This is a genomic window from Pseudomonas sp. FG98, assembly GCF_057808595.1.
Genome location: NZ_JBMDIJ010000014.1, coordinates 59,083 through 78,898 on the forward strand (window position 1 = coordinate 59,083; position 19,816 = coordinate 78,898).

The 19,816-nt window shown below is 65.9% G+C and carries 18 protein-coding genes; 2 read left to right on the forward strand and 16 right to left on the reverse strand.

Annotated features, from left to right (window positions below; translation table 11 throughout):
* Positions 1–51 precede the first annotated feature (51 nt).
* The 7 genes from ACODSK_RS12235 to ACODSK_RS12265 form a co-directional block, all read right to left on the reverse strand.
* Positions 52–1,074, reverse strand: a complete 1,023-nt coding sequence (locus tag ACODSK_RS12235) for an HlyD family secretion protein (RefSeq protein ID WP_489016294.1) — start codon at positions 1,072–1,074, stop codon at positions 52–54.
* Entirely contained in the window at positions 1,071–3,149 is a 2,079-nt protein-coding gene (locus tag ACODSK_RS12240) for a TolC family protein (protein WP_489016295.1), read from the reverse strand. Before ACODSK_RS12240 ends, ACODSK_RS12235 begins: the two co-directional genes overlap by 4 nt.
* Positions 3,150–3,163: 14 nt before the next feature.
* Positions 3,164–4,492, reverse strand: coding sequence for a glycosyltransferase family 2 protein (locus ACODSK_RS12245; protein ID WP_489016297.1), 1,329 nt, complete (start codon positions 4,490–4,492; stop codon positions 3,164–3,166).
* The gene (locus tag ACODSK_RS12250; protein WP_489016299.1) at positions 4,492–5,859 is read right to left on the reverse strand and encodes a TackOD1 domain-containing metal-binding protein; all 1,368 of its coding nucleotides are present in this window, start codon (positions 5,857–5,859) and stop codon (positions 4,492–4,494) included. Before ACODSK_RS12250 ends, ACODSK_RS12245 begins: the two co-directional genes overlap by 1 nt.
* A 94-nt stretch (positions 5,860–5,953) precedes the next feature.
* A complete protein-coding gene (locus ACODSK_RS12255; RefSeq protein ID WP_489016300.1) occupies positions 5,954–6,604 on the reverse strand; it encodes a cupin domain-containing protein in 651 nt (216 codons plus the stop codon).
* 318 nt (positions 6,605–6,922) lie between these two features.
* The gene (locus ACODSK_RS12260; RefSeq protein ID WP_489016302.1) at positions 6,923–7,405 is read right to left on the reverse strand and encodes a GNAT family N-acetyltransferase; all 483 of its coding nucleotides are present in this window, start codon (positions 7,403–7,405) and stop codon (positions 6,923–6,925) included.
* Between the two features lie 187 nt (positions 7,406–7,592).
* Positions 7,593–8,186 carry a nucleotidyltransferase family protein gene (locus ACODSK_RS12265; RefSeq protein WP_489016304.1) on the reverse strand — a complete coding sequence of 198 codons (594 nt, stop codon included), beginning with the start codon at positions 8,184–8,186 and terminating at the stop codon, positions 7,593–7,595.
* A 288-nt stretch (positions 8,187–8,474) separates the two neighbouring features.
* Here ACODSK_RS12265 and ACODSK_RS12270 point away from each other — a divergent pair, with 288 nt between their 5' ends.
* Positions 8,475–9,143 (forward strand): class I SAM-dependent methyltransferase, encoded by a 669-nt coding sequence (locus tag ACODSK_RS12270; RefSeq protein ID WP_489016305.1) that lies wholly within the window; start codon positions 8,475–8,477, stop codon positions 9,141–9,143.
* 3 nt (positions 9,144–9,146) lie between these two features.
* Here ACODSK_RS12270 and ACODSK_RS12275 read toward each other — a convergent pair whose 3' ends face one another.
* From ACODSK_RS12275 to ACODSK_RS12315, 9 genes are all read right to left on the reverse strand, one after another.
* Positions 9,147–10,175 carry an XdhC family protein gene (locus ACODSK_RS12275; RefSeq protein WP_489016307.1) on the reverse strand — a complete coding sequence of 343 codons (1,029 nt, stop codon included), beginning with the start codon at positions 10,173–10,175 and terminating at the stop codon, positions 9,147–9,149.
* A 169-nt stretch (positions 10,176–10,344) separates the two neighbouring features.
* Entirely contained in the window at positions 10,345–11,655 is a 1,311-nt protein-coding gene (locus tag ACODSK_RS12280) for a c-type cytochrome (RefSeq protein WP_489016309.1), read from the reverse strand.
* Positions 11,656–11,665: 10 nt separating this feature from the next.
* Entirely contained in the window at positions 11,666–13,897 is a 2,232-nt protein-coding gene (locus tag ACODSK_RS12285; protein ID WP_489016311.1) for a xanthine dehydrogenase family protein molybdopterin-binding subunit, read from the reverse strand.
* Positions 13,897–14,355, reverse strand: coding sequence for a (2Fe-2S)-binding protein (locus ACODSK_RS12290; RefSeq protein WP_489016313.1), 459 nt, complete (start codon positions 14,353–14,355; stop codon positions 13,897–13,899). The genes ACODSK_RS12285 and ACODSK_RS12290 overlap by 1 nt, the downstream gene beginning before the upstream one ends.
* A 325-nt stretch (positions 14,356–14,680) precedes the next feature.
* The gene (locus ACODSK_RS12295) at positions 14,681–15,571 is read right to left on the reverse strand and encodes a LysR substrate-binding domain-containing protein (RefSeq protein WP_489016315.1); all 891 of its coding nucleotides are present in this window, start codon (positions 15,569–15,571) and stop codon (positions 14,681–14,683) included.
* Positions 15,571–16,479, reverse strand: coding sequence for a LysR family transcriptional regulator (locus ACODSK_RS12300; RefSeq protein ID WP_489016317.1), 909 nt, complete (start codon positions 16,477–16,479; stop codon positions 15,571–15,573). Before ACODSK_RS12300 ends, ACODSK_RS12295 begins: the two co-directional genes overlap by 1 nt.
* Entirely contained in the window at positions 16,479–17,036 is a 558-nt protein-coding gene (locus tag ACODSK_RS12305; RefSeq protein WP_489016319.1) for a GNAT family N-acetyltransferase, read from the reverse strand. Before ACODSK_RS12305 ends, ACODSK_RS12300 begins: the two co-directional genes overlap by 1 nt.
* Before the next feature lie 231 nt (positions 17,037–17,267).
* A complete protein-coding gene (locus tag ACODSK_RS12310; RefSeq protein ID WP_075801701.1) occupies positions 17,268–17,612 on the reverse strand; it encodes a carboxymuconolactone decarboxylase family protein in 345 nt (114 codons plus the stop codon).
* A 96-nt stretch (positions 17,613–17,708) separates the two neighbouring features.
* Positions 17,709–19,109 (reverse strand): L-lactate permease, encoded by a 1,401-nt coding sequence (locus tag ACODSK_RS12315; RefSeq protein ID WP_489016320.1) that lies wholly within the window; start codon positions 19,107–19,109, stop codon positions 17,709–17,711.
* Positions 19,110–19,183: 74 nt separating this feature from the next.
* Between ACODSK_RS12315 and ACODSK_RS12320 the strand changes: the two genes are divergently transcribed.
* Positions 19,184–19,738: a helix-turn-helix domain-containing protein gene (locus tag ACODSK_RS12320; protein WP_489016322.1), complete on the forward strand. Its 555-nt coding sequence runs from the start codon at positions 19,184–19,186 to the stop codon at positions 19,736–19,738.
* Positions 19,739–19,816: the final 78 nt, after the last annotated feature.

Below are 19,816 nucleotides of genomic sequence, written 5' to 3' on the forward strand. Positions count from 1 at the left end.
TCATCGCGGGTGAACCCGCTCCCACAGGGGCCGCGTCGCTCTGACACCTGCTCATATCGCCCAGCCAAAGATCCGCCAATGCTGATTGGCAAAACGCACCCGCACCGGCAGCGAGTCGATCCGCCATTCGCTGGCCAGCGGTTCGTCGAAGCGTGCCGGAACCATCAACCCACGGGTCGGGCTGCTGAACGGCTTGCGCAGGTCGCTGGGCAGGGGGTTAGCGCTTTCGGCGGGGCTGATGACCCGGGCGCCGACCCATTGGCCATTGGGCAGGCGCACATCCAGCGCCGAGCCCGGGGTCGAGTGCTCGACATCCTTGGGATCCAGGTACACCCACAGTTGCGCCGGTCCTTCACGTTCCAGGCGCATCAGCAAGGTCCCCGGACCGACATTCTCGCCCGGCGCGGCAATCACTTCGGCGACCCGGCCCGCCTCGCTGGCGTGCACGTCCATGCGTGACAGCTGTTCCTTCAGCCACTGCCCCTCGCGCTCCTGCTGGCGCTGGTAATCCTGCGTCGCGCCCGCCGTCAGGCTGCGTTCGAAGGCCAGTAATTCCGACTCGCGACTGTCCAGGGCATTCTGCGCTTCAAGCAGTTCGCCGCGTGTCGCAGCCCCTTGCCGCAGCAGTCGCCCGACCTCGCTGACATGGCCTGCCGCGCGCTGTACCAGGCTGCGTAGCACCGCGCGATTCTGCTCATTGACGCTGGCACTGGCTGCGGGTGCCGCTCCCGCCTGCAACAAGCTCAGGCGCAGGCGCCATTCGGGATTGTCCAGGTCCACCAGGGGCATGCCGGCTTGCACATGATCCCCGGCCTGGACCCGCAGCGCGCGGATTTCGCCGGGCTGCATGGCGCGTACTTCCAGGGTCGGCAGACGCACCAGCGCCGGAGCCTCGATGCGCAACAGGGCGAGTCCGTAGCGCCCGACCAGCCACAGCGCAGGCAGCAGGATCAGAAAGAGGATCAGGTACCAGCGCACCTTGAACGCCAGGCGCTTGCCCGGCGCATATAGCACCTGCATGCCGTTGTCTTCGGTGGGGCGGTGTTCCTTGGCACTGCTGAATTTGATCTTCATCGGCTTCTCGGGTACTCGGTCCAGGATTGCCAGTCGATGCCGCTGATGCCGGCCGGCAACAGCGCCTGTTTCCAGTGGGTGGTCTGCTCCTGCAATTGCCGCTGGCCTGTGTCGGCCCAGCTGATGTCCCTGGGTTGGTCGGTTTCCACGCTCTGCGCCAGGCGCAGCTTCAAGCCCGGCCAGCGTTTGGCGATCTGCAGCGCGCGGCTGGCACTGCTGCTCGGGTTGCGCGTGTAGATCATCAGGCTGATCGGGCCGATATCCATCTTCTGCACTTCGCAGGGCACGCACGGGGTGCGCCGGGCTTCTTCGAGGAACCAGCGCGGATGGCTGGACAGGTGCAGCGGCCAGGGACTGGCGGCCTTGGCCGCGCGCAAGGTGGCGAGCCAGTCATGCAGGCGCTGGTCGGGTACCGGCCAACCCAGTTGCTCGACTTCCAGGTCCAGGTGCAGGCCATCGAAGGGCAGGGCGCGCAATTGCTCGATCAGAGCAAGCAACTGCCCGCGCTCCCGAGGCCTGATCCAGGCCGGATCGCCCAGCAGCAGGTTGACCTTGAAGCCCTGGGCATGAGCGCTGCGCAACAGTTCGTCGAGTGCCGGACGGGTGCTCGCCATATTGGCGACTTGCACGGCGTCCAGGCCAAGATTCAGCTCCTGCATGCCGGCCTGTTTCAGCGCCTGCAATTCGCCGTCACGTTTGCGCGGATCGAGCAGCGCCTGGCTGTGCCAGAGATAAACGCCCTGGCGCCAGTCTGTCGCGGCGACCTCTGCCGGTGCTTCGTCGACCGCCTGCCAGCGCAGGCGCTGATCGCCAAGCAGCGCGTCGAAGTCTGCGCTGTCGTCGCCGAACAGGCGCAGCGCCGCATCCTGCAACCAGGCGGCATGCCAGGCGGCGATCTGGGCGAAGCCGGCGTTGTAGCGATCCACCTCGGCCTGCATCAGGCGCAGGCTGGCCTCGCCGGCATCCAGGCCGGTGCGCTGGCGGCGTTCGGCAACGATGCGCTCCAGCGCGGTACGCCGCTCGCTGCGCCAGACGTACTCGTTGGCGTTGCGCCGTTGTTGCTCCAGCACCTTGCCCAGCTCGCGCAGCAGCGCGCCATGTTCCTGTTCCCGCGCCTGTATCGCCGCCTGGTAGCGTGCCTCGCCTTCGCGGTTGCGCGCGGTGCCGTAGTCGAGCAGGTCGACCGGCGCACTGAAGGTCACCCCGGCGCTCAGGCCGCTGCCGTTATCGCCGGCACCGCTGCGCTGTTCCACGGTCTGGGTGACGTTGAAGTAGGCATCGATAGCGCTGTACCAGGGCCGCTGGCGGTTCTGCTCGGCCAGGCTCAGCTCGGCGTCGCGGCGGGCCATGCGCGGGTTGCTGTCCAGTTGCGTGCGCCAGGCCTCCAGCGGCCGTGGCTGGCCGGCGAGGGGCATGGCCACTGGCGTGGAGCTGTCATCCAGGGTCAAGCCGAGGCTGCGCAGGCTGGTGCGGATATCGACGAGCAGGTCGTCCTGCAATTGGCAGCGGCGGGTCACGGCGGTCCATTCGCTGCGCATCAGTTCGGCATCCGACGGCAGGATCCACTGGCCGGCCAGGCGCGTGCGCAGTTGCTCTTCGGCGTTGCGCGCTGCGCCTTGCACGTCGCGGCACAGTTGCTGCTCCTGGCTGGCACGCCACCAGTCGGCGTAGCTGCTGCGGATCGCCAGGCGCTGACGGGCGCGCTGGTAGCCCTGCTGGATCTGGCCGACGCGCACATCACGCTCGCTGGCCCGCAGTGCTTCCATGCGCCGGGCCAGGCTGCCGAGCAGCGGATAGCGCACGCCGATGGCGGCGTTGCGGCCGTAGTAGTCGTCGCGCAGGTCCTCGGTGACCAGTTCGCGGTAATGGCCGACGTTGGCGCTGCCGAACATCTCCCAGCCGCTTTCGCTGTCGCGCTGGTCGCGGGCGGCATAGCGGGCTTCCAGGGCAGCATTGCTGGCCCCGTTGCCATCGCCGGCCTGGCGCAGGGCCTGATCGAGGGTCAAGGGAGCGGCCTGGGCCAAAAGCGGCGCGCACAAGGCCAGCGGCAGCAGCCGCAGTGCTGTTTTCGTCATGGGTTGGAAATGCCTTAGAACCGGTTGGCCCGCTTGAGAACCCACCACGGCGCCATGCTCGATTCCTCGTGCCCGCGCCGCAGGGTTTCATTGAGAATGGCGACTACGCTCCAGCAGCGCAGGGCGTACATCGCCAGGGGGTAGAAGGGCAGCACCCAGGCCAGGGCCAGGTCCTCCCGCGGGCGTTCGCTGACCAGCAGCAACTGCCCCAGGTACAGCAGGCCGCTCATGGCCAGGTACAGGGTGTAGATCAGCAGCGAATAGAACAGGAAGGCGGTCGGCGGCAGGATGAACAGCGCCACCAGGCTGTAGCCGAGGATGATGAACGGCAGCACCAGCTGAAAGAACAGCCCGCTGACCAGCAGCATCAGGAAGTTCGGCCAGCCCAGCAGACGTGGGGTGAAGGCATGGCGGTGCTTGCGCAGGTAGACGAAGAACAGGTCGCCGTCCCAGCGCAGTCGCTGGTCGAGAAAACCGCGCAGGGTTGCCGGGGCATCGGTATGGCCGATGGCGCGGGGCTCGAAGGGAATGCGCAGGCCGTAGCGGCGGAAATAGCTCTTGATGCGCAGGGTCAGGTCGAGGTCTTCGGCGGTGTGGGTGTCCCAGCCGCCGATCTGTTCGAGGAAGTCGCGGCGGAATGCACCAAAGGCACCGGACACGTTGTTCACCAGGTTCCACTCGGCCAGGCCGATCTTGCACATCTGGATCGACAGCAGGTACTCCAGCGCCTGGATCCGCGCGATCCACGACTGCCGCGCATTGCGCACCCGCAGGCTGCCGGCCACTGCGGGCACCTTGGGATCGCTGAAGTGGCGGACCATGCGCAGCACCATGTCGTTGTCGAAGGAGGTGTCGCCGTCGACGTTGATCAGGATCTCGCCGCTGCTGAAGGCCAGCCCGGCATTCAATGACGACACCCGGCCGCCGCGTTGCCATTTGGCAATGGGCCGCAGCACGCGGTTGCCGGGGAGCCGCTGGCTGGCCTTGAAGCGCCGCACCACCTCGGTGGTCTCGCGGTTGGCGCTGGCGCCGTCGACGATCGGGATGATCTCGATCAGCCCCGGGTAGGTCTGCTCCGCCAGGCTGCGCAGGGTCAGTTCGACGTCCTTGCCTTCGCTATAGCAGGTGATGATGCACGACACCCGCGGGTACCAGGCGTCATGGCGCGGCAGCGCGGTGTGCTGGCGCTTGAACCAGCGCAGGGTGCCAAGCAGTACCAGCAGGTTCAACGGCACCTCCAGCAGCAGGAAGTATGGAAACACCATCAGGAACAGCCGCCAGTGACCATCCGGCCCCTGGATCTCGCCAAGCCAGGCGTCGAGGTGAGCGAGCAGGGCATCCATCAGAGCGCTCCCGCCAGGCGCGCCATCAGCAGTTCGGCGTCTTCCTTGTCGACCAGATCGGCCGGGGCCACGCAGCCGCTGGTGGTGAGCACGATGTCCTGCAGGTCCTGACCGACGAACAGTTCGCTGATCAGATTGAGACGCTCGGTCACCCGTTCCAGGCCGACCTTGTCGGTGCACATCAGCAGCAGCCACAGCTGTTCTTCGCTGGTGCGGGTGCATCGGTCGGTATCGCGGATGGCTACCTGGATGCGTTCGATCAGGGTATCGAGCAGGGCATGGCCGCGTTGCGGGCCGAGGCGTTCGAGGGCACTGCCGAGGTTTTTGAAGCGCACGCCGAGCAGGGCGAAGGTCGGCGCGCTGTGCCGGGCGAGCAGCTCCAGTTGCCAGTCGAGCAGGGTCTTGAAGGCGTTCACCCCGACCAACGACAGGCCGCCGAAATACTGGTCGAAATCCCGCTCCAGGCCCTGGCGGGCGCTGATCAGGCCGGTCTCGGAGAGCTGCAGGTCATGGATCTGCCGCACCAGCAACTCGTCCGGCGCGTGCTGCTCGCCGCAGTCCAGGCAGCGCGCCTGGATATCGCCATCGACGAAGAACGCCGAGCAGTCCTGGCAGCGGTAGTTTTCCAGTGGCCGGTCGTAATCGGTGCCGATATGGCGCAGGCGGGTCAGGCAATTGGGGCAGACCAGCACGCCGTCCTTGAGGTACTCGGCCTGGGCTCCAACGTGTCCGCAAGTAAAGCAATGCAGGGATGGTTCGCGGACGATCTGTAGCGACGAGCACTCGACGCACACATCGACGTAATTCAAATGCCCGCTGCCGCAACGGCGGCACAGGCGGATACGGTCGACCAAGGCGACCGGAGCCAACAGATTGCGTTGCGCCAGGCTCTGTACCAGAGCGTGGCCGTTGAGCTGGTCGTCGCCCAATGCATCGATCAGTGGGTAGTGGTACAGCGCCGGGGATTCCGGTTTGCGCAGGGCCTTGAGTTGACCGGGTGCACGTAGCCACAGGAAGGCCAGCAACTGCGCTTCCGGGCCTTCCGGTGCGCGACCGCGATTGAACAGGGCCAGACGCTCGCGCCATTGGTGGAAGGCTGGTATCGGGTCGGCGGGTGGGACGCCGTCGCACAGGGCCTGGGTCAGCGGGTGGTCGCCGAGGCAGTAGATCAGGCTCAGGCTGTAGGCCGGGTGACGGCGCAGTTTCAGTGCTGATTCGGCGTTCTGTTCGGGGCTGCCGGTGAGGAGCAGCACATCGAAAGCTGGCTGCTCCAGCAGGTCGTCAACGGTGGTGAAACAGCGGGTGGAAGTTGCAAGGGAGAGGTGGCCGGGGCCTATCGCGGCAATGCGGATGGTCGTGACGGTCATCAGGCTTTTCCAGGATTCAGGTCTGTTTGGTCCGAGCCTGATACCGCGAAAAAGTTCTACAAATGTTTGGCCTGTACAAGTTTCATGTACAAATTTACGGGGTGTTCATGCCCAGGTCCAAAGGGGCGTCCTTGAGCCAGAAACGAGCACCATTCCGGCCGGATCTTGCGTGGAAAAGGTGGCCTGGAGGCAGTCGCAGCCAGCTCAGTCTTTCCAGTTTCGAATCCTCGGTGCGGAGATCGCCGTCGAGCAGCAAAAGCTCAAGTCCGCGCGGGTTTTCCACGGTGAATTGCGTGTTTTTCGCCAACGTTCGCAGCCAGACGCGCTCGTGGATGTTTTCGAATAGCAGCTCGTCGGTTTGGGTTGGTAATGGACGGGCGAGATGGACGGAATCCAGGGGATGAAACTGGCGCAGGCGGACGAAGATCATGCAGCCGTCGGTCGAGCCCGGTGCGTGCTTGCTGCCGGGTGGATTGCGTACATAGCTGCCTGTCGGGTACTGGCCGTGCTCGTCCTCGAACACTCCTTCCAGCACCACGAACTCCTCCCCGGCACCGTGCAGGTGCGGGCTGAAATGGCTGCCCGGCGCATAGCGCACCAGGGTCGTGGCGCGGGCCTGTTCGCCGCCGAGACGGTACAGCGGGCGGCGCTCCACGCCGGGGAGGGGGCTGGGTAGCCAGGGTAGGGTCGCGCCGTGCATCAGGGCGGGGAGGGTCAGGTCGGCGTTGAGGTGTTCGTCCAGCATGGGCGGTTCCTGGGGGAGGGGAGCCTGCATTATCGATGCGGGCCGGGAGGTGGGGCGAACGAGGAATTCTAGTGGGGTGAGAAACGGATGCTTTGCCGGTTGCCGGGATTGCGTCGTACCTCAGGCCCCTGTGGGAGCTGGCATCGCCAGCGATAGGGTCCGAAAGAACAACCGAATCAGCAAGATCGATGTCGAGGCTGATGGCCTCATCGCCGGCAATGCCGGCTCCCACAGAGTTGAGTGCCGGTCGCATGACCTGGGTCAGTCAAAAAAACATGTGCAGATACCCATGCAGCGATGGCGCCAGCCCTGACAACATCAAACCTCCGGTAGGACTGATGAGCCCGCAGGCGCCGCAACCTCCATGGTCATGATCTGATAGTCGGACGAACCAAAGCCGTTCTTCCGATAAGCCCGGATGGCCGCCGAATTGTCTTTGTGGACATACAGCCGCAGTTCCAGCGCCCGGGCCTTCCCGGCCTGTTCCTGAACTGCACCGATCAGCAGCTTGATCAGGCCCTTGCCGCGATGGCCGGGCTCGATATACATGCTCTGGATCCACCAGTAGTAGCCTGCGTTCCAGTCGCTCCACTCCTTGACCACGGAGACATTGCCGATCACCTCGCCGGCGCACTCCAGCACCCAGTAGGTGGCAAAGCTATTGTCCTCCAGCGCGGTCAGCACCCCCTCGCGGACATTGGCACCGATCTCCGAGCCCTCGGCATCCACGGCTTCGGCAATGGTGAACTGCACCAGCTTGTCCAGATCGCTGACGGTGGCGGGGCGGACGGAGTAAGTCATCTGGGGTTTCTCTTTTGGCAGGTTGAACGACGGGCCAGTTTACCCATGCCTGTCGCTGGCTGGCTGCCCGTCAGGGTGAAAAACACGGGGAGTGGGCCGCATCGGCGGCCCTTGCAGCGATCCGTTGCCTATCCGACAACCTCGACATCACCTGCTGCCAACAGGGTTGAATTGTAAGTTTCCATGCTCAGTTCACGAGGCCGGGCGAATCCAGATCCGCTGTTACCCCGTGATCCTTGATCGCCACGACCAGGCACGCCTGCCTGTTCCCTTCGATCACCCGCTTGCCTCCCAGATCTCCTTCCAGTTCCGTCAGTGCCCCCCAGAATGTCTTGCCAAACACCACGGGATGACCCTGCCGCCCTTCGAACTCCGGCAGCACAATCCGCTCTGTCTTCGCCAATCCCTTCAACCTCACCAACGTCCCCACCTCAACCCAAGGCATATCCCCCAGCATCACCGCCAGCGCTTGAACCCCTGTTCCCGATTCCGCAATCGCCCGAACACCTGCCGCCAGACTCGCTCCCATTCCGTCATCCGCCCGCTCGGCCCGCACCACCTTCACCTGGGCAACATCGACCCCCAGAGCCACAGGATCATCTTCCGGCCGCAACACCACCCATACCTCCTCGAACGCCTCCAGCACCCGCCCGAGGGTGGTCGCCAGCAGCATCTCTCCCGAGGGCAAGCGGGCGATGCGTTTGTCGCTGCCGAAGCGGCGTCCGCGGCCGGCGGCGAGGACCAGAGCGGCGCAGGGGGTGGTTGGTTGATTGAAGGACATGGGAATACCTGTGCAATGTCTGGGGGGTATTGAAGCAGTGCGGTCTAGCCGGTGCCATGGCCAGCTACCTATGCTGGCCGGGCTGACGCTATCGCTGGCAAGCCAGCTCCCACAGGGTCTGCGTTGCTCTTGACATGTTCAGACACAAATCCCCGCGCCAGCGGGAATACTTCTTGCTGCCACTCAACAAGCGTCAAAAAACAGTGCAGGAAGCACAAGCGGCCCAAACCTGAATGCCAGAGTGCCTTGCATTACACGTCCCCCAAGCCGACCACCACAGAGAACACCATGCTGACCATCCACGACCTCAACACCTTCACCAGCAACCCTGACATGACCCAGTGCATCGACCAGGTCTGGGCATTGATCGGCCAGCATTTCGAGCAGGCCCAGGCTTGCCTGCCCCCCGAGCACGCGATGCTGCGTCGCGAGTTGTCGTTCCATGACCATGTCCGCCTGCTGGGCTACCTGTCCGCATTGATCGCCGATCTGCCGGGCGATGTAGTGGAGATCGGCGTGTGGAAGGGCAAGTCGTTGATGCTGATGAACGAGGTGTGCAACCGCGAGCGACGGGTCATCGGCATCGATCCGTTCGCCTTGCCCAATCAGTTCGAGGAGTTCAGCCATTACCACGAGCTGCTGCTGCCCAACGCCACGGTGATCCGCAGTTTCTCCGAGGTGGCGGCCGAGCGCTTCTATGACCTCGCTCCCCAGGTCGCGCTGCTGCATATCGATGGCGGCCACGCCGCGCGCAATGTGGTGCTGGACTTCCTGCTGTATTCGCCGAGCGTGGTGCCGGGCGGTTTGATCGTGTTCGACGATTACGGCGACTTCGAACATTCGCCCGAGGTCGGGCCGACCGTGGATCTGTTGCGGGCGACCGGGTTCTTCAAGGGCTTCAATGTGCTGGGGCGGGTGCATGGGTTCGAGGCGAGCTATGTCATTCAGCGTGTGTGAGGGCTAGCGTCCGGCTGCCAGCAGGCCGCGCTCGCGCGCCTGCTTGGCCCTGACCACCGACATCTCCCCCGGCAACACCACCGCATTCTTCTCCGCCAGCACTTCTGCCATCACGCTCACTGCAATCTCCGCCGGGGTTTTGCTGCCGATATAGATGCCGATCGGCCCGTGCAGCCGCTGCAATGATTGCTCCGTTTCGCCGAAATGCTCGATCAAGCGCTCGCGCCGGTGCTGGCTGTTGCGTCGCGAGCCAATCGCGCCGATGTAGAACGCCGGGCTGTGCAGCGCCTCCAGCAGCGCCAGGTCATCGAGCTTGGGGTCATGGCTGAGGGCGATGATGCAGGTGCGCTGGTCCGGGGCGAAGGCGCGGACGATGTCGTCGGGCATGCCGACCAGCTTGTCGACGCCGTCCAGCTTCCAGGCGTCCATGTATTCCGGACGCGGGTCGCAGACGCTGACGCGGAAGCCGTTGAAACTGGCCATGGTGGCGAGGTACTCGGCAAGGGCGCCGGCGCCGATCAGGAGCATGCGGTAGTCGGGGCCGAGGGTGTTGAGCATGCGCTCGCCATCGAAGCTGAATTGCTCCGGGGCGAGGGTGGGCGTCAGCGATACCCGGCCACTGGCGAGGTCGAGGCTGCGGCGCATCAGGTGGCCGGCACCGAGTTGCTGGAGCAACTGGCCGAGGCTGTCGGCGCAGGGGGCGAATTCGAGGACGATTTCCAGGGTGCCGCCGCAGGGCAGGCCGAAGCGGTGGGCTTCGTCGGCATTGATGCCGTAGCGCACGACGCGCGGCAGGCCGTCGGGCAGGCCCGGGCCTTCATAGGCGCTGGTGTAGCGGTGGATCAGGTCGTCTTCGATGCAGCCGCCGGAGACACTGCCGATGACCCGGCCGTCAGCGCGCAAGGCCATCATCGAGCCGACCGGTCGCGGCGACGAGCCCCAGGTGCGCACCACCGTGGCCAGCAGGGTACGCTGGCCAGAGACGAGCCAGTCGTGGGCGGTGCGCAGGACCAGGAGGTCGATGCTTTCCATGGTGGGTGATCCTCTGTTTGGTGGTTGGGGGAGGCTGCTGGCCTGGCACCCACAGTGTTTTGTGATGCACACGGTCCTGTGGGAGCTGGCTTGCCAGCGATGAGGCCAGGTCGAACAACCTCTTTGTTCCTGCTGGCCAAATCGCTGGCAAGCCAGCTCCCACAAAGGCTCAGCGCATGCGCAGGACTATCGGGCTGGTACTGGCCGGATCGGTCCGCTCACGCAACTGCGCGACATCCTTGACCTCGACCGCACCACCCCGATTACCCCACTCGGTCCTGATAAAGCTCAGCACCTCGGCAATCTCCCGATCCGACAGCTGCTCGCGAAACGCCGGCATGCGATAGGCATCCGGCACCCCGGCGGCCACCACCCGTTGCGCGCCATTGAGGGTGATGTTGATGCTCGATGCGTTCTCCTGGGCCATGGACGACGAGGCTCCGGCCAGCGGCGGCATCCATTCGCCCTGGCCGCGACCGTCGCTGCCGTGGCAGGAGGCGCAACGAGTGGCGTAGGTGTGCGCACCCGGTGCATCGGCGCGGGCCTGCTGGTATTGCCAGGGCGGACCGTCACGCTGCGGATCACCCGGCAGCGATTTGAGATAGCGGGCAATCGCCGCCAGGTCGTCGTCGCTCATGAACTGCGTGGAGTTGTTGAACGCCTCGGTCATCGAGCCGAACACCACCGCGTGCTGGTTGCGCCCGGTCTTGAGGAAGCGGGCGATGTCCGCTTCGTTCCAGCGCCCCAGGCCGGTGTTCGGGTCGTTGCGCAGGCTCGGGGCGTACCAGCCGTCCAGCAGGGCACCGGAGAGGAACGCGGGCTTGCTGCCATCCAGGGCCTTTTCGTTGAAGGCCAGGCCGCGCGGGGTGTGGCAGCTGCCGCAGTGGCCGGGACCTTCGACGATATAGGCGCCGCGATTCCACAGGGCATCCTTGTCGGGGTGATCGGCACGCGGGCTTGAGACACTGAACAGCCCGTTCCACAGTGCGATCGGCCAGCGTAGGTTCAGCGGCCAGGGAATCTCGCCGGGCTTGTTCGGCTCGGCCACCGGCGTCACGCCCTTGCTGAAGAAGGCGTACAGCGCGCGGATATCCTCGTCGCTGAGCTTGGCGTAGGAGGGGTAGGGCATCGCCGGGTAAAGACGCCCGCCATCCGGGCGCACGCCATGGCGCACGGCGCGGTCGAAGTCGGCCAGGCTGTAGGCGCCGATGCCGTGCTCGCGGTCCGGGGTGATGTTGGTGGCGTGGATCGCCCCCAGCGGCGTGTCCATCTTCAGCCCGCCTGCGAAGGGCTTGCCTTCCGGCAGGCTGTGGCACGCCACGCAGTCGGCGAGGCGGGCGACGTATTCGCCACGTTGCACCAGCTGCGCGTCGGTCTCGATCGCCTGCGCGGCAAAGGGCGAGGCCGGCGTGCGGGTGACGTACCAGGCAAGCACGGCGGCGCACAGCAAGACCAACAGGCCAAGTCGTTTTGCAGTCATCGGCCGCCCCTTAGCTGAAGGTGTAGCGCGACAGCGGCATGCTGCGGATGCGCTGGCCGGTGAGATGCGCCACGGCATTGGCCACCGCCGGCGCTGTGGCCGGCAGCGGCGGCTCGCCGATACCGCCCATCTTGGCGCCGCTTTCGATGATCTTCACATGCACCCTGGCCATGCTTGCCGCCGGCAGGATCGGATAGAGGTCGTAGTTGCGCGCCCGCGGCTTGCCGTCGATGAACACGGCTTCTTCCACCAGTGCCTGTGACAGCCCCAGGGCCACCGCGCCATTGACCTGGGCGTCGATGATCGCCGGGTTGACGATGCTGCCGGGGTCGATGGCCTGCCAGATATCGTGGACCTTGACCTTGCCGTTTTCGATGGAGACTTCGGCGATCACCGCTGCCTCCGAGCCGAACGGCGAGGCCATGGCCACGCCGCGGGCGCGACGGGTGCCGTCTTCGGCGATGTACGGCCCGCGCTTCCAGCCACCGGACAGATCCCCCACGGCCTTGAGCAGGGTGGTCAGGCGCGGGTTGTCGCGCAGCAGTTTCAGGCGCAGTTCGAAGGGGTCGTGCTTGCCCTGGTCGGCCAGTTCGTCGAGGAAGGCTTCGTAGAAGAAGTCGTTCAGCGAGTTGCCCACCGAGCGCCAGTAGCCGAGCATCATCGGGCCTTTCACGTAGTTCTGCGCAATGCGCCGGTTGGCGATGGCGTAGGCCTTGCCCGCCAAGCCTTCGATGGCGGTGGGGTCGACTTTCTCGGCTTGCTTGCCGGCCAGCGCTTCGCTCGGGCCTTCGGTGGCGCTGACCGCTTCCAGCGCGACGGGCAGGCCGTCCTTGTCCAGGGCGGCACGGAACTTGACCACGGCCATGGGCCTCAGCACATCGCGGACGAACTCTTCCTCACGGCTCCAGATCAGCTTGACCGGCCGCCCGACCGCCTTGGCCAGCTCGATGGCCTGGGGGTAGGGGTTGGCGCTGTCATAGAGAAAATGCCGGCCGAAGAAGCCGCCGAGCAGCGGCGAGTGCAGGGTGATCCTTTGCGGATCGAGGCCGGTGCGCTTGGCGATATCGGCGCGGAACATGTCCGGCGCCTGGTTCGGCAGCCACACCTCGAGGCTGCCATCGGCGTTGAAGCGAGCGGTGGCCGACGGCGGCTCGAGCTGGGCGTGGTTGAGGTACTGGTTGTGGTAGGTGGCTTCGACCTTGGTGGTGGCGTTGTTCCAGGCACTGGCGAAGTCGCCTTCTTTCTCGGCCTCGCGACCCGGACCGGTTTCGCCGGCCAGGCGCTCGCGGTGGGCATCGCTGGAGAAGTCCGCCGGCATGGCGCGCACTTTCGAGTCGGAACCGGCCTCCAGCCAGTCCACCTGCAGCGCTTCGGCAGCGCGTTTGGCGTGCCACCAGCGCTCGGCGACCACCGCCATGGCGCCCGGCAGGCGATGCACCGAATGCACGCCCTTCATGGCCTTGACCTGGTCTTCATTGCGCACGCTGCCCACGGTCATGCCCAGGCGCGGCGCGTGCTGCACGGCGGCGTGGAGCATGCCGTCGACCTTGATGTCGATGCTGTAGATGGCCTTGCCGGTGGACTTGTCGTAGGCATCGACCCGTTGCACCGGCTTGCCGATCCAGCGGAACTGGCTGGGGTCGCGCAGCTGCACGCGCTCTGCATCCGGCACCGGCAGGTCCATGGCCCGCTCGGCCAGTTCGCCATAGCCGATGCTGCGACCGGAAGAGGCGTGGATCACCTTGCCGGGCTCGGTGGTCAGTTCGCCGACCGGTACTTGCAGGCGCTCGCTGGCGGCCTGCAGCAACATGGCCCGGGCCAGGGCGCCGAGCTTGCGCATGGTCGGGTAGCTGGTGCGCACCGACATGCTGCCGCCTGTGATGCGCATGCCGTTGTCCATCACCACGAAGGGCGGGCCAGCCGGTGCGGCTTCGACCAGGAAGCTGGCCGGATCGACATCCAGTTCCTCGCCGACGATCTGCGCCATGGCGGTGAAGATGCCCTGGCCGCCTTCCATGAACGAGCAGAGCAGGCGCACCCGGCCGTCGGGGCGGATCTCCAGCAGGGCCGGGACCTGGATGGTCGGTGTTGCAGCGCCGTTGGCGGCTTCCACGCGGCTGATGCCCAGGGGCAGGCCGCAGCCGAGGACCAGGGCGCCGACGGCGGCCCCGGCACTGGCCAGCAAAAAGCGCCGGCGCGACAGGTTGACCGGTGCGCCGAGGGGCAGGTTTTCGCTGTTCATCAGGCGGCCCCCCCGTTGTTGGCAACGTCGTGGACCGCGGTGCGGATGGCGTTGTAGGTGCCGCAGCGGCACAGATTGACCATGGCCGCCTCGATCTCGCCGTCGTTGGGGCGCGGGTTGTGCTTGAGCAGGGCGGTGGCGGCCATGACCTGGCCGGACTGGCAGTAGCCGCATTGGGCCACCTGGTGCTTGACCCAGGCGTCGACCATGCGCTTGCCGACCTCATCGGCCTCGACCGCCTCGATGGTGGTGATCTCGCGTCCGGCCACTGCCGCTACCGGGGTGACGCACGAGCGCAGCACATTGCCGTCCACCAGCACCGAACAGGCGCCGCACTGGGCCAGGCCGCAGCCGTACTTGGTCCCGGTCAGGCCGAGATCGTCGCGCAGCACCCAGAGCAGGGGCGTGTCCGCGTCGGCGTCGACCTGGTAGGTCTGTTGGTTGATTCGCAGGTCCATGAGGGGTCACCAGTCTTCGGTCGGTTGTCTGATCGGGCTTTTTCTAGGCAGCAGTGCGCGGCGTGGCGCGCGAACCCGTCGGGAAACGCTAGCACAGGGACTGGAGGCGGATGGGTGGTCTGGATTGCTAGGTGCTAGTGGTGGGATTGATAAATCGGTTCAGGTGCAGGCTTTTGTTGTGATGCTGTTGGCCCGATCGCTGGTCTGTCAGCTAAAAGCAGAACGCGAACGCTGTGGGAGCGGGTTCACCCGCGATTGCGGTGCTGAGCCCGCCGACGTCATCGCGGGTAAACCCGCTCCCACAGGGTCGACTCAAGGCCTGGGTTCACTCGAATCTCAGCTCATCGATCACCAGCTGCATCGCCCGCGACACCTCGCGCTGGCTGGAGTAGTACAGGTGGAACCCTGGAAATTCGCGCCACCAGTCCTCCAGCACCGCCACCAGCCGGCCGCTGTCGAGGTGCGGCCGGGCCATGTCTTCCGGCACGTAGGCCAGCCCGTGTCCGTCGAGGACGGCAGTCATGATCTGGTAGATGCCGTTGAACACCAGGCGTCCGTTGACCCGCACGTTCAACTCCCGTTCGCCGCACTTCAGCTCCCAGGCATACAGGTTGCCCAGGGTCGGCAGGCGCAGGTTGATGCAGTCGTGGTTGACCAGCTCTTCCGGCGCCAGCGGCACCCCATGCGCCGCCAGGTACTGCGGGGTGGCGACGATCGCCAGGCGCATGTCCGGGCCGATGCGCACCGCCTGGATATCCTTGGCCAGGCCGTCGCCCAGGCGCACGCCGAAGTCGTAGCGGCCCTGGACGATATCGGTGAAGGCGTAGTCCGAGTGCATCTCCACCTGCAAGCGCGGATAGCGTTGCAGCAAGGGCGCCAGCCTGGGCCAGAGCAGGCTGTCGATGGCGTGGTCGCTGGCGGTAAAGCGCAGGGTGCCGCCAGGGCTGTCGCCCAGTTCGATCACCGCCTCCAGCTCGCTTTCGATCGCCGCCAGGCGCGGGCCCACCGCCTCCAGCAGGCGTTCGCCGGCTTCGGTCAGGGACACGCTGCGGGTGCTGCGGGTGAGCAGACGGATCTCCAGGCGCTTTTCCATTTCGCGGATGGTGTAGCTGAGCATCGACTGCGACATGCCCAGTTGCGCCGCCGCGCGGGTGAAGTTGCGTTCGCGGGCTACCGCCTGCAGGGCGAGCAGTTCGCCGTAGGGTTCGCGGGCCATCAGTCCTGCTCCAGGCGCAGCGCGGCGATCAGCAGGTTCATCGCGCCCGACGGCTGGCGCCGACTCGGGTAGTACAGGTGCAGGCCCGGCCAGACCGGGCAGTAGTCCTGCAGCAGGCGCACCAGGTGGCCGGAGCGCAGCCAGGGATCGGCCAGTTCCTCTGGCACATAGGCCAGGCCCAGCCCGGCGATCGCCGCGTCCAGGCAGTCGAGGATGCTGTTGAAGGTCAGTTGTCCGTCCACGCGCACGTGCAGTGGGCGACCGTCACGGGCGAATTCCCAGGGCCAGAGGTTGCCGTGGGTGGTGAAGCGGATATTGATGCAGTTGTGCTGCGCCAGGTCTTCCGGGCGGTCGAGCTGAGGGTAGCGGGCAAGGTAGGCGCGGGTGGCGACCAGGGCAAAACCCGCGTCCGCGCCGATGCGGACCGCGATCATGTCCTGGGCCAGGGCTTCGCCGAGGCGCACGCCGGCGTCGAAGCGCTCGGCGACGATGTCCACCAGGCCGTTGTTGGAGGAAATCTCGACGTTGATCCCGGGGTACTGCGGAAGGAAGCGCTTGAGCTTGCCCATCAGCACCGACTGTACGGCGTGGTTCGAGGCGGTGATGCGAATCGTCCCGGTGGGGCTGTCGCGCAGGTCGTTGAGTGCTTCCAGCTCGGCGTCGATCTGCGCCATCTGCGGAGCGACGCTGCGCAGCAGGCGCTCGCCGGCATCGGTCGGCACCACTCCCCGCGAGTTGCGCGACAGCAGGCGTACGCCCAGGCGCGCTTCGAGGTTGCGGATGGCATGGCTGACGGCGGTCTGCGACAGGCCCAGGCGCGCGGCGGCCTTGGTGAAGCTGCGTTCCTCGGCAACGGCGAAGAACAGCGGCAGGCCGGCGAAGGCGTCGCGCAGATGGCGGTGTTCCATCAGCGGCCGCGACGCCGGGAAACCACGGCTTCGATGTTCTTGCGGCCGATCAGCTTCGGTTGCTCGGGTTCGCCCAGCCACTTGTACATCACCAGGCAATCGACCAGGCCCAGGCGGCCGTGGCGGTAGGCCTTGGGCAGGCGGCCGACGGTGTCGAAACCGAGTTTGGTCCAGAGCGCGACGGCGACTTCGTTGGTGGCCACCACCGAGTTGAATTGCAGTGCCAGGAAGCCGGACGCGCGGGCCAGTTGCTGGGAGTGTTCGCACATCTGCCGGGCGATACCACGGCCGCGGGCGGCTTCGCTGACCATGTAGCCGCAATTGCCGACATGGCTGCCGGGGCCGGCGGCGTTGGCCTTGAGGAAGTAGGCGCCGAGCAGTTCGCCGTCGTCTTCGGCGACCAGGGTGTGCAGCGGTACGTCGAGCCACAGCTGGCGTGCCTGTTCCTGAGTCATGGCCGGGTCGTAGGCGTAGGTTTCCCGGGCCGCGATGATGGCCTGGAAAGTGGGCCAGAAACGGTCGAAATCGGCGGCGGTCATCGGGCGGATCTGCAGCATGCGGAGGGCCTTGGGTCGGGGAGGGCAGCGGGGCATTCTAGGGGATTTGCATTGCCTGTGCCGGACTCATCGCTGCATGGATATCTACACATTTTTTCAGACTGATCTGTCGAAGCGGGTGGCCTCATCGCCGGCAACGCCGGCTCCCACAGGTTCCGTGTCAGCCGCATGGTCCAGCCCCGACACAAAAACCTGTGGGAGCTGGCGTTGCCAGCGATGGGCCGTCGTGACTTACTCGGTCGCTTTGCCCACCGCATCCAGCGCCCGCGCCGAGTACACCAGCGCCGCTCCGGCATTCATCGCCACCGCCACGCCCAGCGCCTCGGCGATCTCCTCGCGGGTGGCGCCATGCTTCACCGCCTGTTGCGAATGCACGGCGATGCAACCATCGCAACGGGTGGTGACGGCCACGGCCAGGGAGATCAGCTCGCGGGTCTTGGCATCCAGGTGATTGGTCTTGGCCCCGGCCGCGCTGGCGGTCGCATAGCCGGCCACGGTATCCGGAGAGAGCTGCTTGAGGTCGCCGATGCCCGCCATCAACTGCTTACGGTAACCATCCCAGTCCATCATGCTCATCGTGTTTCACCTTGTTGGTTTGGATCGATCGAACAGAGAAGCTAGCCGCTGGAAGGGTACCTTGCCAATGGTCGTTGGGCCTGAGCGGGTAATGCTTTAGAACCAGTCGCCCGCCAGCACATTCAGCAGCGCCATCAGGATCGTGCTGCACAGCACCACGGCGATCGCCAGGCGCTGCACCCAGCGCCTGTGGCTGCCGTTGTCGCCGGCCAGTTGCAGGGCCATTTCGATCTTGCCCGGCGAGGCGAGAATGGAGATCGCCGCCGCGACATTGTGGGTGGCCATGAACAGCAGCAGGTTGGCCCCGAGGGACTTGCCGATCTCCGCCTGGGTGGCGGCGAACATGGCGTTGGAGCCGCTGCTCGAACCGGTGACGAAACCGCCCAGGGCGCCCACGAACGGCGCGATCGCCAGGTAGCCCGGGCCCATTTCCGCCAATAGCCGGGCCAGGTACGCCGCCGTGCCGCTGACGGCCATGAGGATGCCCATGACGATGAACAGCCCGGTCACCGGCGCCACCTGCATCCACGATTTCCACGCCCGTGCCAGTGGCTCGGCAGGCGGACGCCCGGCGCAGAACCACAGGGCGGCGAAAAACAGCCACAAGGCCGGGGAGGCGAGGTAGTGCCATTGCTCGGGTAGATCGAGAATGCGGACCAGACTGCCCGTCACCAGTACGCCGCCGAGCAGCAGGCCATAGGCCCTCAAGGCCCGCTGACCGATGGGCAGCAGCGGCTCTCTGGCGGTGCGGGCACCGCGCAGCAGGTGCAGGCAGATGATCGCCACGCTGCCCAGGGCACCGGCCGGGGCGGTGCCGAAGACCCGGTTCGCCAGACTCACCGCAATCGTCAGCAGCAACGCCGACGCGAGGGCCAGCAACAGCGCCTGCGGCCGTTCTCCCGGTGTACTGACCAACCAGGCAGCCAGCGCGCCATTGATGGCGAAAGGCAGGAAGCTCAGGGTCGCGGAGGCGATGCCCAGCTCATCGAAGCCCAATCCGGCAAGACTCGCGGCGATCATCGTGCCGGGCCCCATCGAGCCCCACGGCACGGCGCACAGCCCGAGCAGGCCGACCAGCGCTGCCAGGCGCGGGGCCAGGCCCATGAACACCAGCAGCGGAATGCCGATGGTCACGCCAATGCCGAAGCCGGTTACCGATTCGGCAAAAGGTGTAATGCCATGTACCACGAGCAGTACGGCAGCCACGCCTGTACCGGCACGCCCCTTGATCCAGTTGGCCAGGGCCGCCTGGGCGCCGGCGTGGCGCAGCACTTCCGACATCAGCAGGCCGCCGCCGACGATCAGTAGCACCTCCAGCACCAGTGGCAACCACTTCAAGGAGGCCACGCCGATTTCCGCTGTGCCCAGCGGAAAGGCAATAATGGCCGCCATCACGGCGGCCAGCACGCCAAGCAGCGCCGCGTGCAGTGAACGGATACCCAGGCCGAGGGCCAGGATCGAGGCAAGCACCGGGGATGCTGCAAGCAGGGCATTCATGGCTACAGTACTCATATTTGCTTTTGCGCAATTATATTTGCGGATAAGCAATTGGCAAGCACGAAAGGATCGGGATGAAAGACACAGACGAACGCACGGAACAGGACCTGTTCGGCCTGGCGGTACGCCAGCGCCGTCTGCAACTGGGGGTGACCCTGGATCAACTGGCGGAAAACAGCGGGGTATCGGCGGCGGCCCTGTCACGCCTGGAGCGCGGCATGCTCAGCCCGAGCCTGCGCAATGCCCTGGCGATTGCCCGGGGCCTGGGTTGCGAGTTGTCGGAACTGATCGAGCAGGCGCCTACCGAAGTCACCCGGGCCGGGGACAACCTGCGGTTCGTCGACGAAGAGACCGGCATCGTGCGCCTGGCCCTGGCGCGGCCGGGGCCGGATCTGGAGCTGCTGTCCTACAGCGTGCCGCCGGGAGCGTCATCGGCCAGGTTTTCGGCGCACAAGAGCGGCTCGCGGGAGATCTTCCACATCATCAGCGGCACGCTGGAGGTGCATGCCGGGGATCAGGTGGTGGTGTTGAACGAAGGGGATACCGCGACCGTGCGTGGCGACTGCGAGCACTGGTTCAGGAATGTGGGGGAGGGGGATGTGCGGATCTTGCTGACGATTTTCAAGTAGGCGGGATTTGTGCCGGGGCTGATGGCCTCATCGCCGGCAACGCCGGCTCCCACAGGGTTTCGGGCCAGCCACATAATC

What these genes read in the sequence shown, in the direction of transcription:
- ACODSK_RS12235 (WP_489016294.1), bottom strand. Translation starts at nt 1,074, where the DNA reads ATGAAGATCAAATTCAGCAGTGCCAAGGAACACCGCCCCACCGAAGAC.
- ACODSK_RS12240 (WP_489016295.1), bottom strand. Translation starts at nt 3,149, where the DNA reads ATGACGAAAACAGCACTGCGGCTGCTGCCGCTGGCCTTGTGCGCGCCG.
- ACODSK_RS12245 (WP_489016297.1), bottom strand. Translation starts at nt 4,492, where the DNA reads ATGGATGCCCTGCTCGCTCACCTCGACGCCTGGCTTGGCGAGATCCAG.
- ACODSK_RS12250 (WP_489016299.1), bottom strand. Translation starts at nt 5,859, where the DNA reads ATGACCGTCACGACCATCCGCATTGCCGCGATAGGCCCCGGCCACCTC.
- ACODSK_RS12255 (WP_489016300.1), bottom strand. Translation starts at nt 6,604, where the DNA reads ATGCTGGACGAACACCTCAACGCCGACCTGACCCTCCCCGCCCTGATG.
- ACODSK_RS12260 (WP_489016302.1), bottom strand. Translation starts at nt 7,405, where the DNA reads ATGACTTACTCCGTCCGCCCCGCCACCGTCAGCGATCTGGACAAGCTG.
- ACODSK_RS12265 (WP_489016304.1), bottom strand. Translation starts at nt 8,186, where the DNA reads ATGTCCTTCAATCAACCAACCACCCCCTGCGCCGCTCTGGTCCTCGCC.
- ACODSK_RS12270 (WP_489016305.1), top strand. Translation starts at nt 8,475, where the DNA reads ATGCTGACCATCCACGACCTCAACACCTTCACCAGCAACCCTGACATG.
- ACODSK_RS12275 (WP_489016307.1), bottom strand. Translation starts at nt 10,175, where the DNA reads ATGGAAAGCATCGACCTCCTGGTCCTGCGCACCGCCCACGACTGGCTC.
- ACODSK_RS12280 (WP_489016309.1), bottom strand. Translation starts at nt 11,655, where the DNA reads ATGACTGCAAAACGACTTGGCCTGTTGGTCTTGCTGTGCGCCGCCGTG.
- ACODSK_RS12285 (WP_489016311.1), bottom strand. Translation starts at nt 13,897, where the DNA reads ATGAACAGCGAAAACCTGCCCCTCGGCGCACCGGTCAACCTGTCGCGC.
- ACODSK_RS12290 (WP_489016313.1), bottom strand. Translation starts at nt 14,355, where the DNA reads ATGGACCTGCGAATCAACCAACAGACCTACCAGGTCGACGCCGACGCG.
- ACODSK_RS12295 (WP_489016315.1), bottom strand. Translation starts at nt 15,571, where the DNA reads ATGGCCCGCGAACCCTACGGCGAACTGCTCGCCCTGCAGGCGGTAGCC.
- ACODSK_RS12300 (WP_489016317.1), bottom strand. Translation starts at nt 16,479, where the DNA reads ATGGAACACCGCCATCTGCGCGACGCCTTCGCCGGCCTGCCGCTGTTC.
- ACODSK_RS12305 (WP_489016319.1), bottom strand. Translation starts at nt 17,036, where the DNA reads ATGCTGCAGATCCGCCCGATGACCGCCGCCGATTTCGACCGTTTCTGG.
- ACODSK_RS12310 (WP_075801701.1), bottom strand. Translation starts at nt 17,612, where the DNA reads ATGAGCATGATGGACTGGGATGGTTACCGTAAGCAGTTGATGGCGGGC.
- ACODSK_RS12315 (WP_489016320.1), bottom strand. Translation starts at nt 19,109, where the DNA reads ATGAATGCCCTGCTTGCAGCATCCCCGGTGCTTGCCTCGATCCTGGCC.
- ACODSK_RS12320 (WP_489016322.1), top strand. Translation starts at nt 19,184, where the DNA reads ATGAAAGACACAGACGAACGCACGGAACAGGACCTGTTCGGCCTGGCG.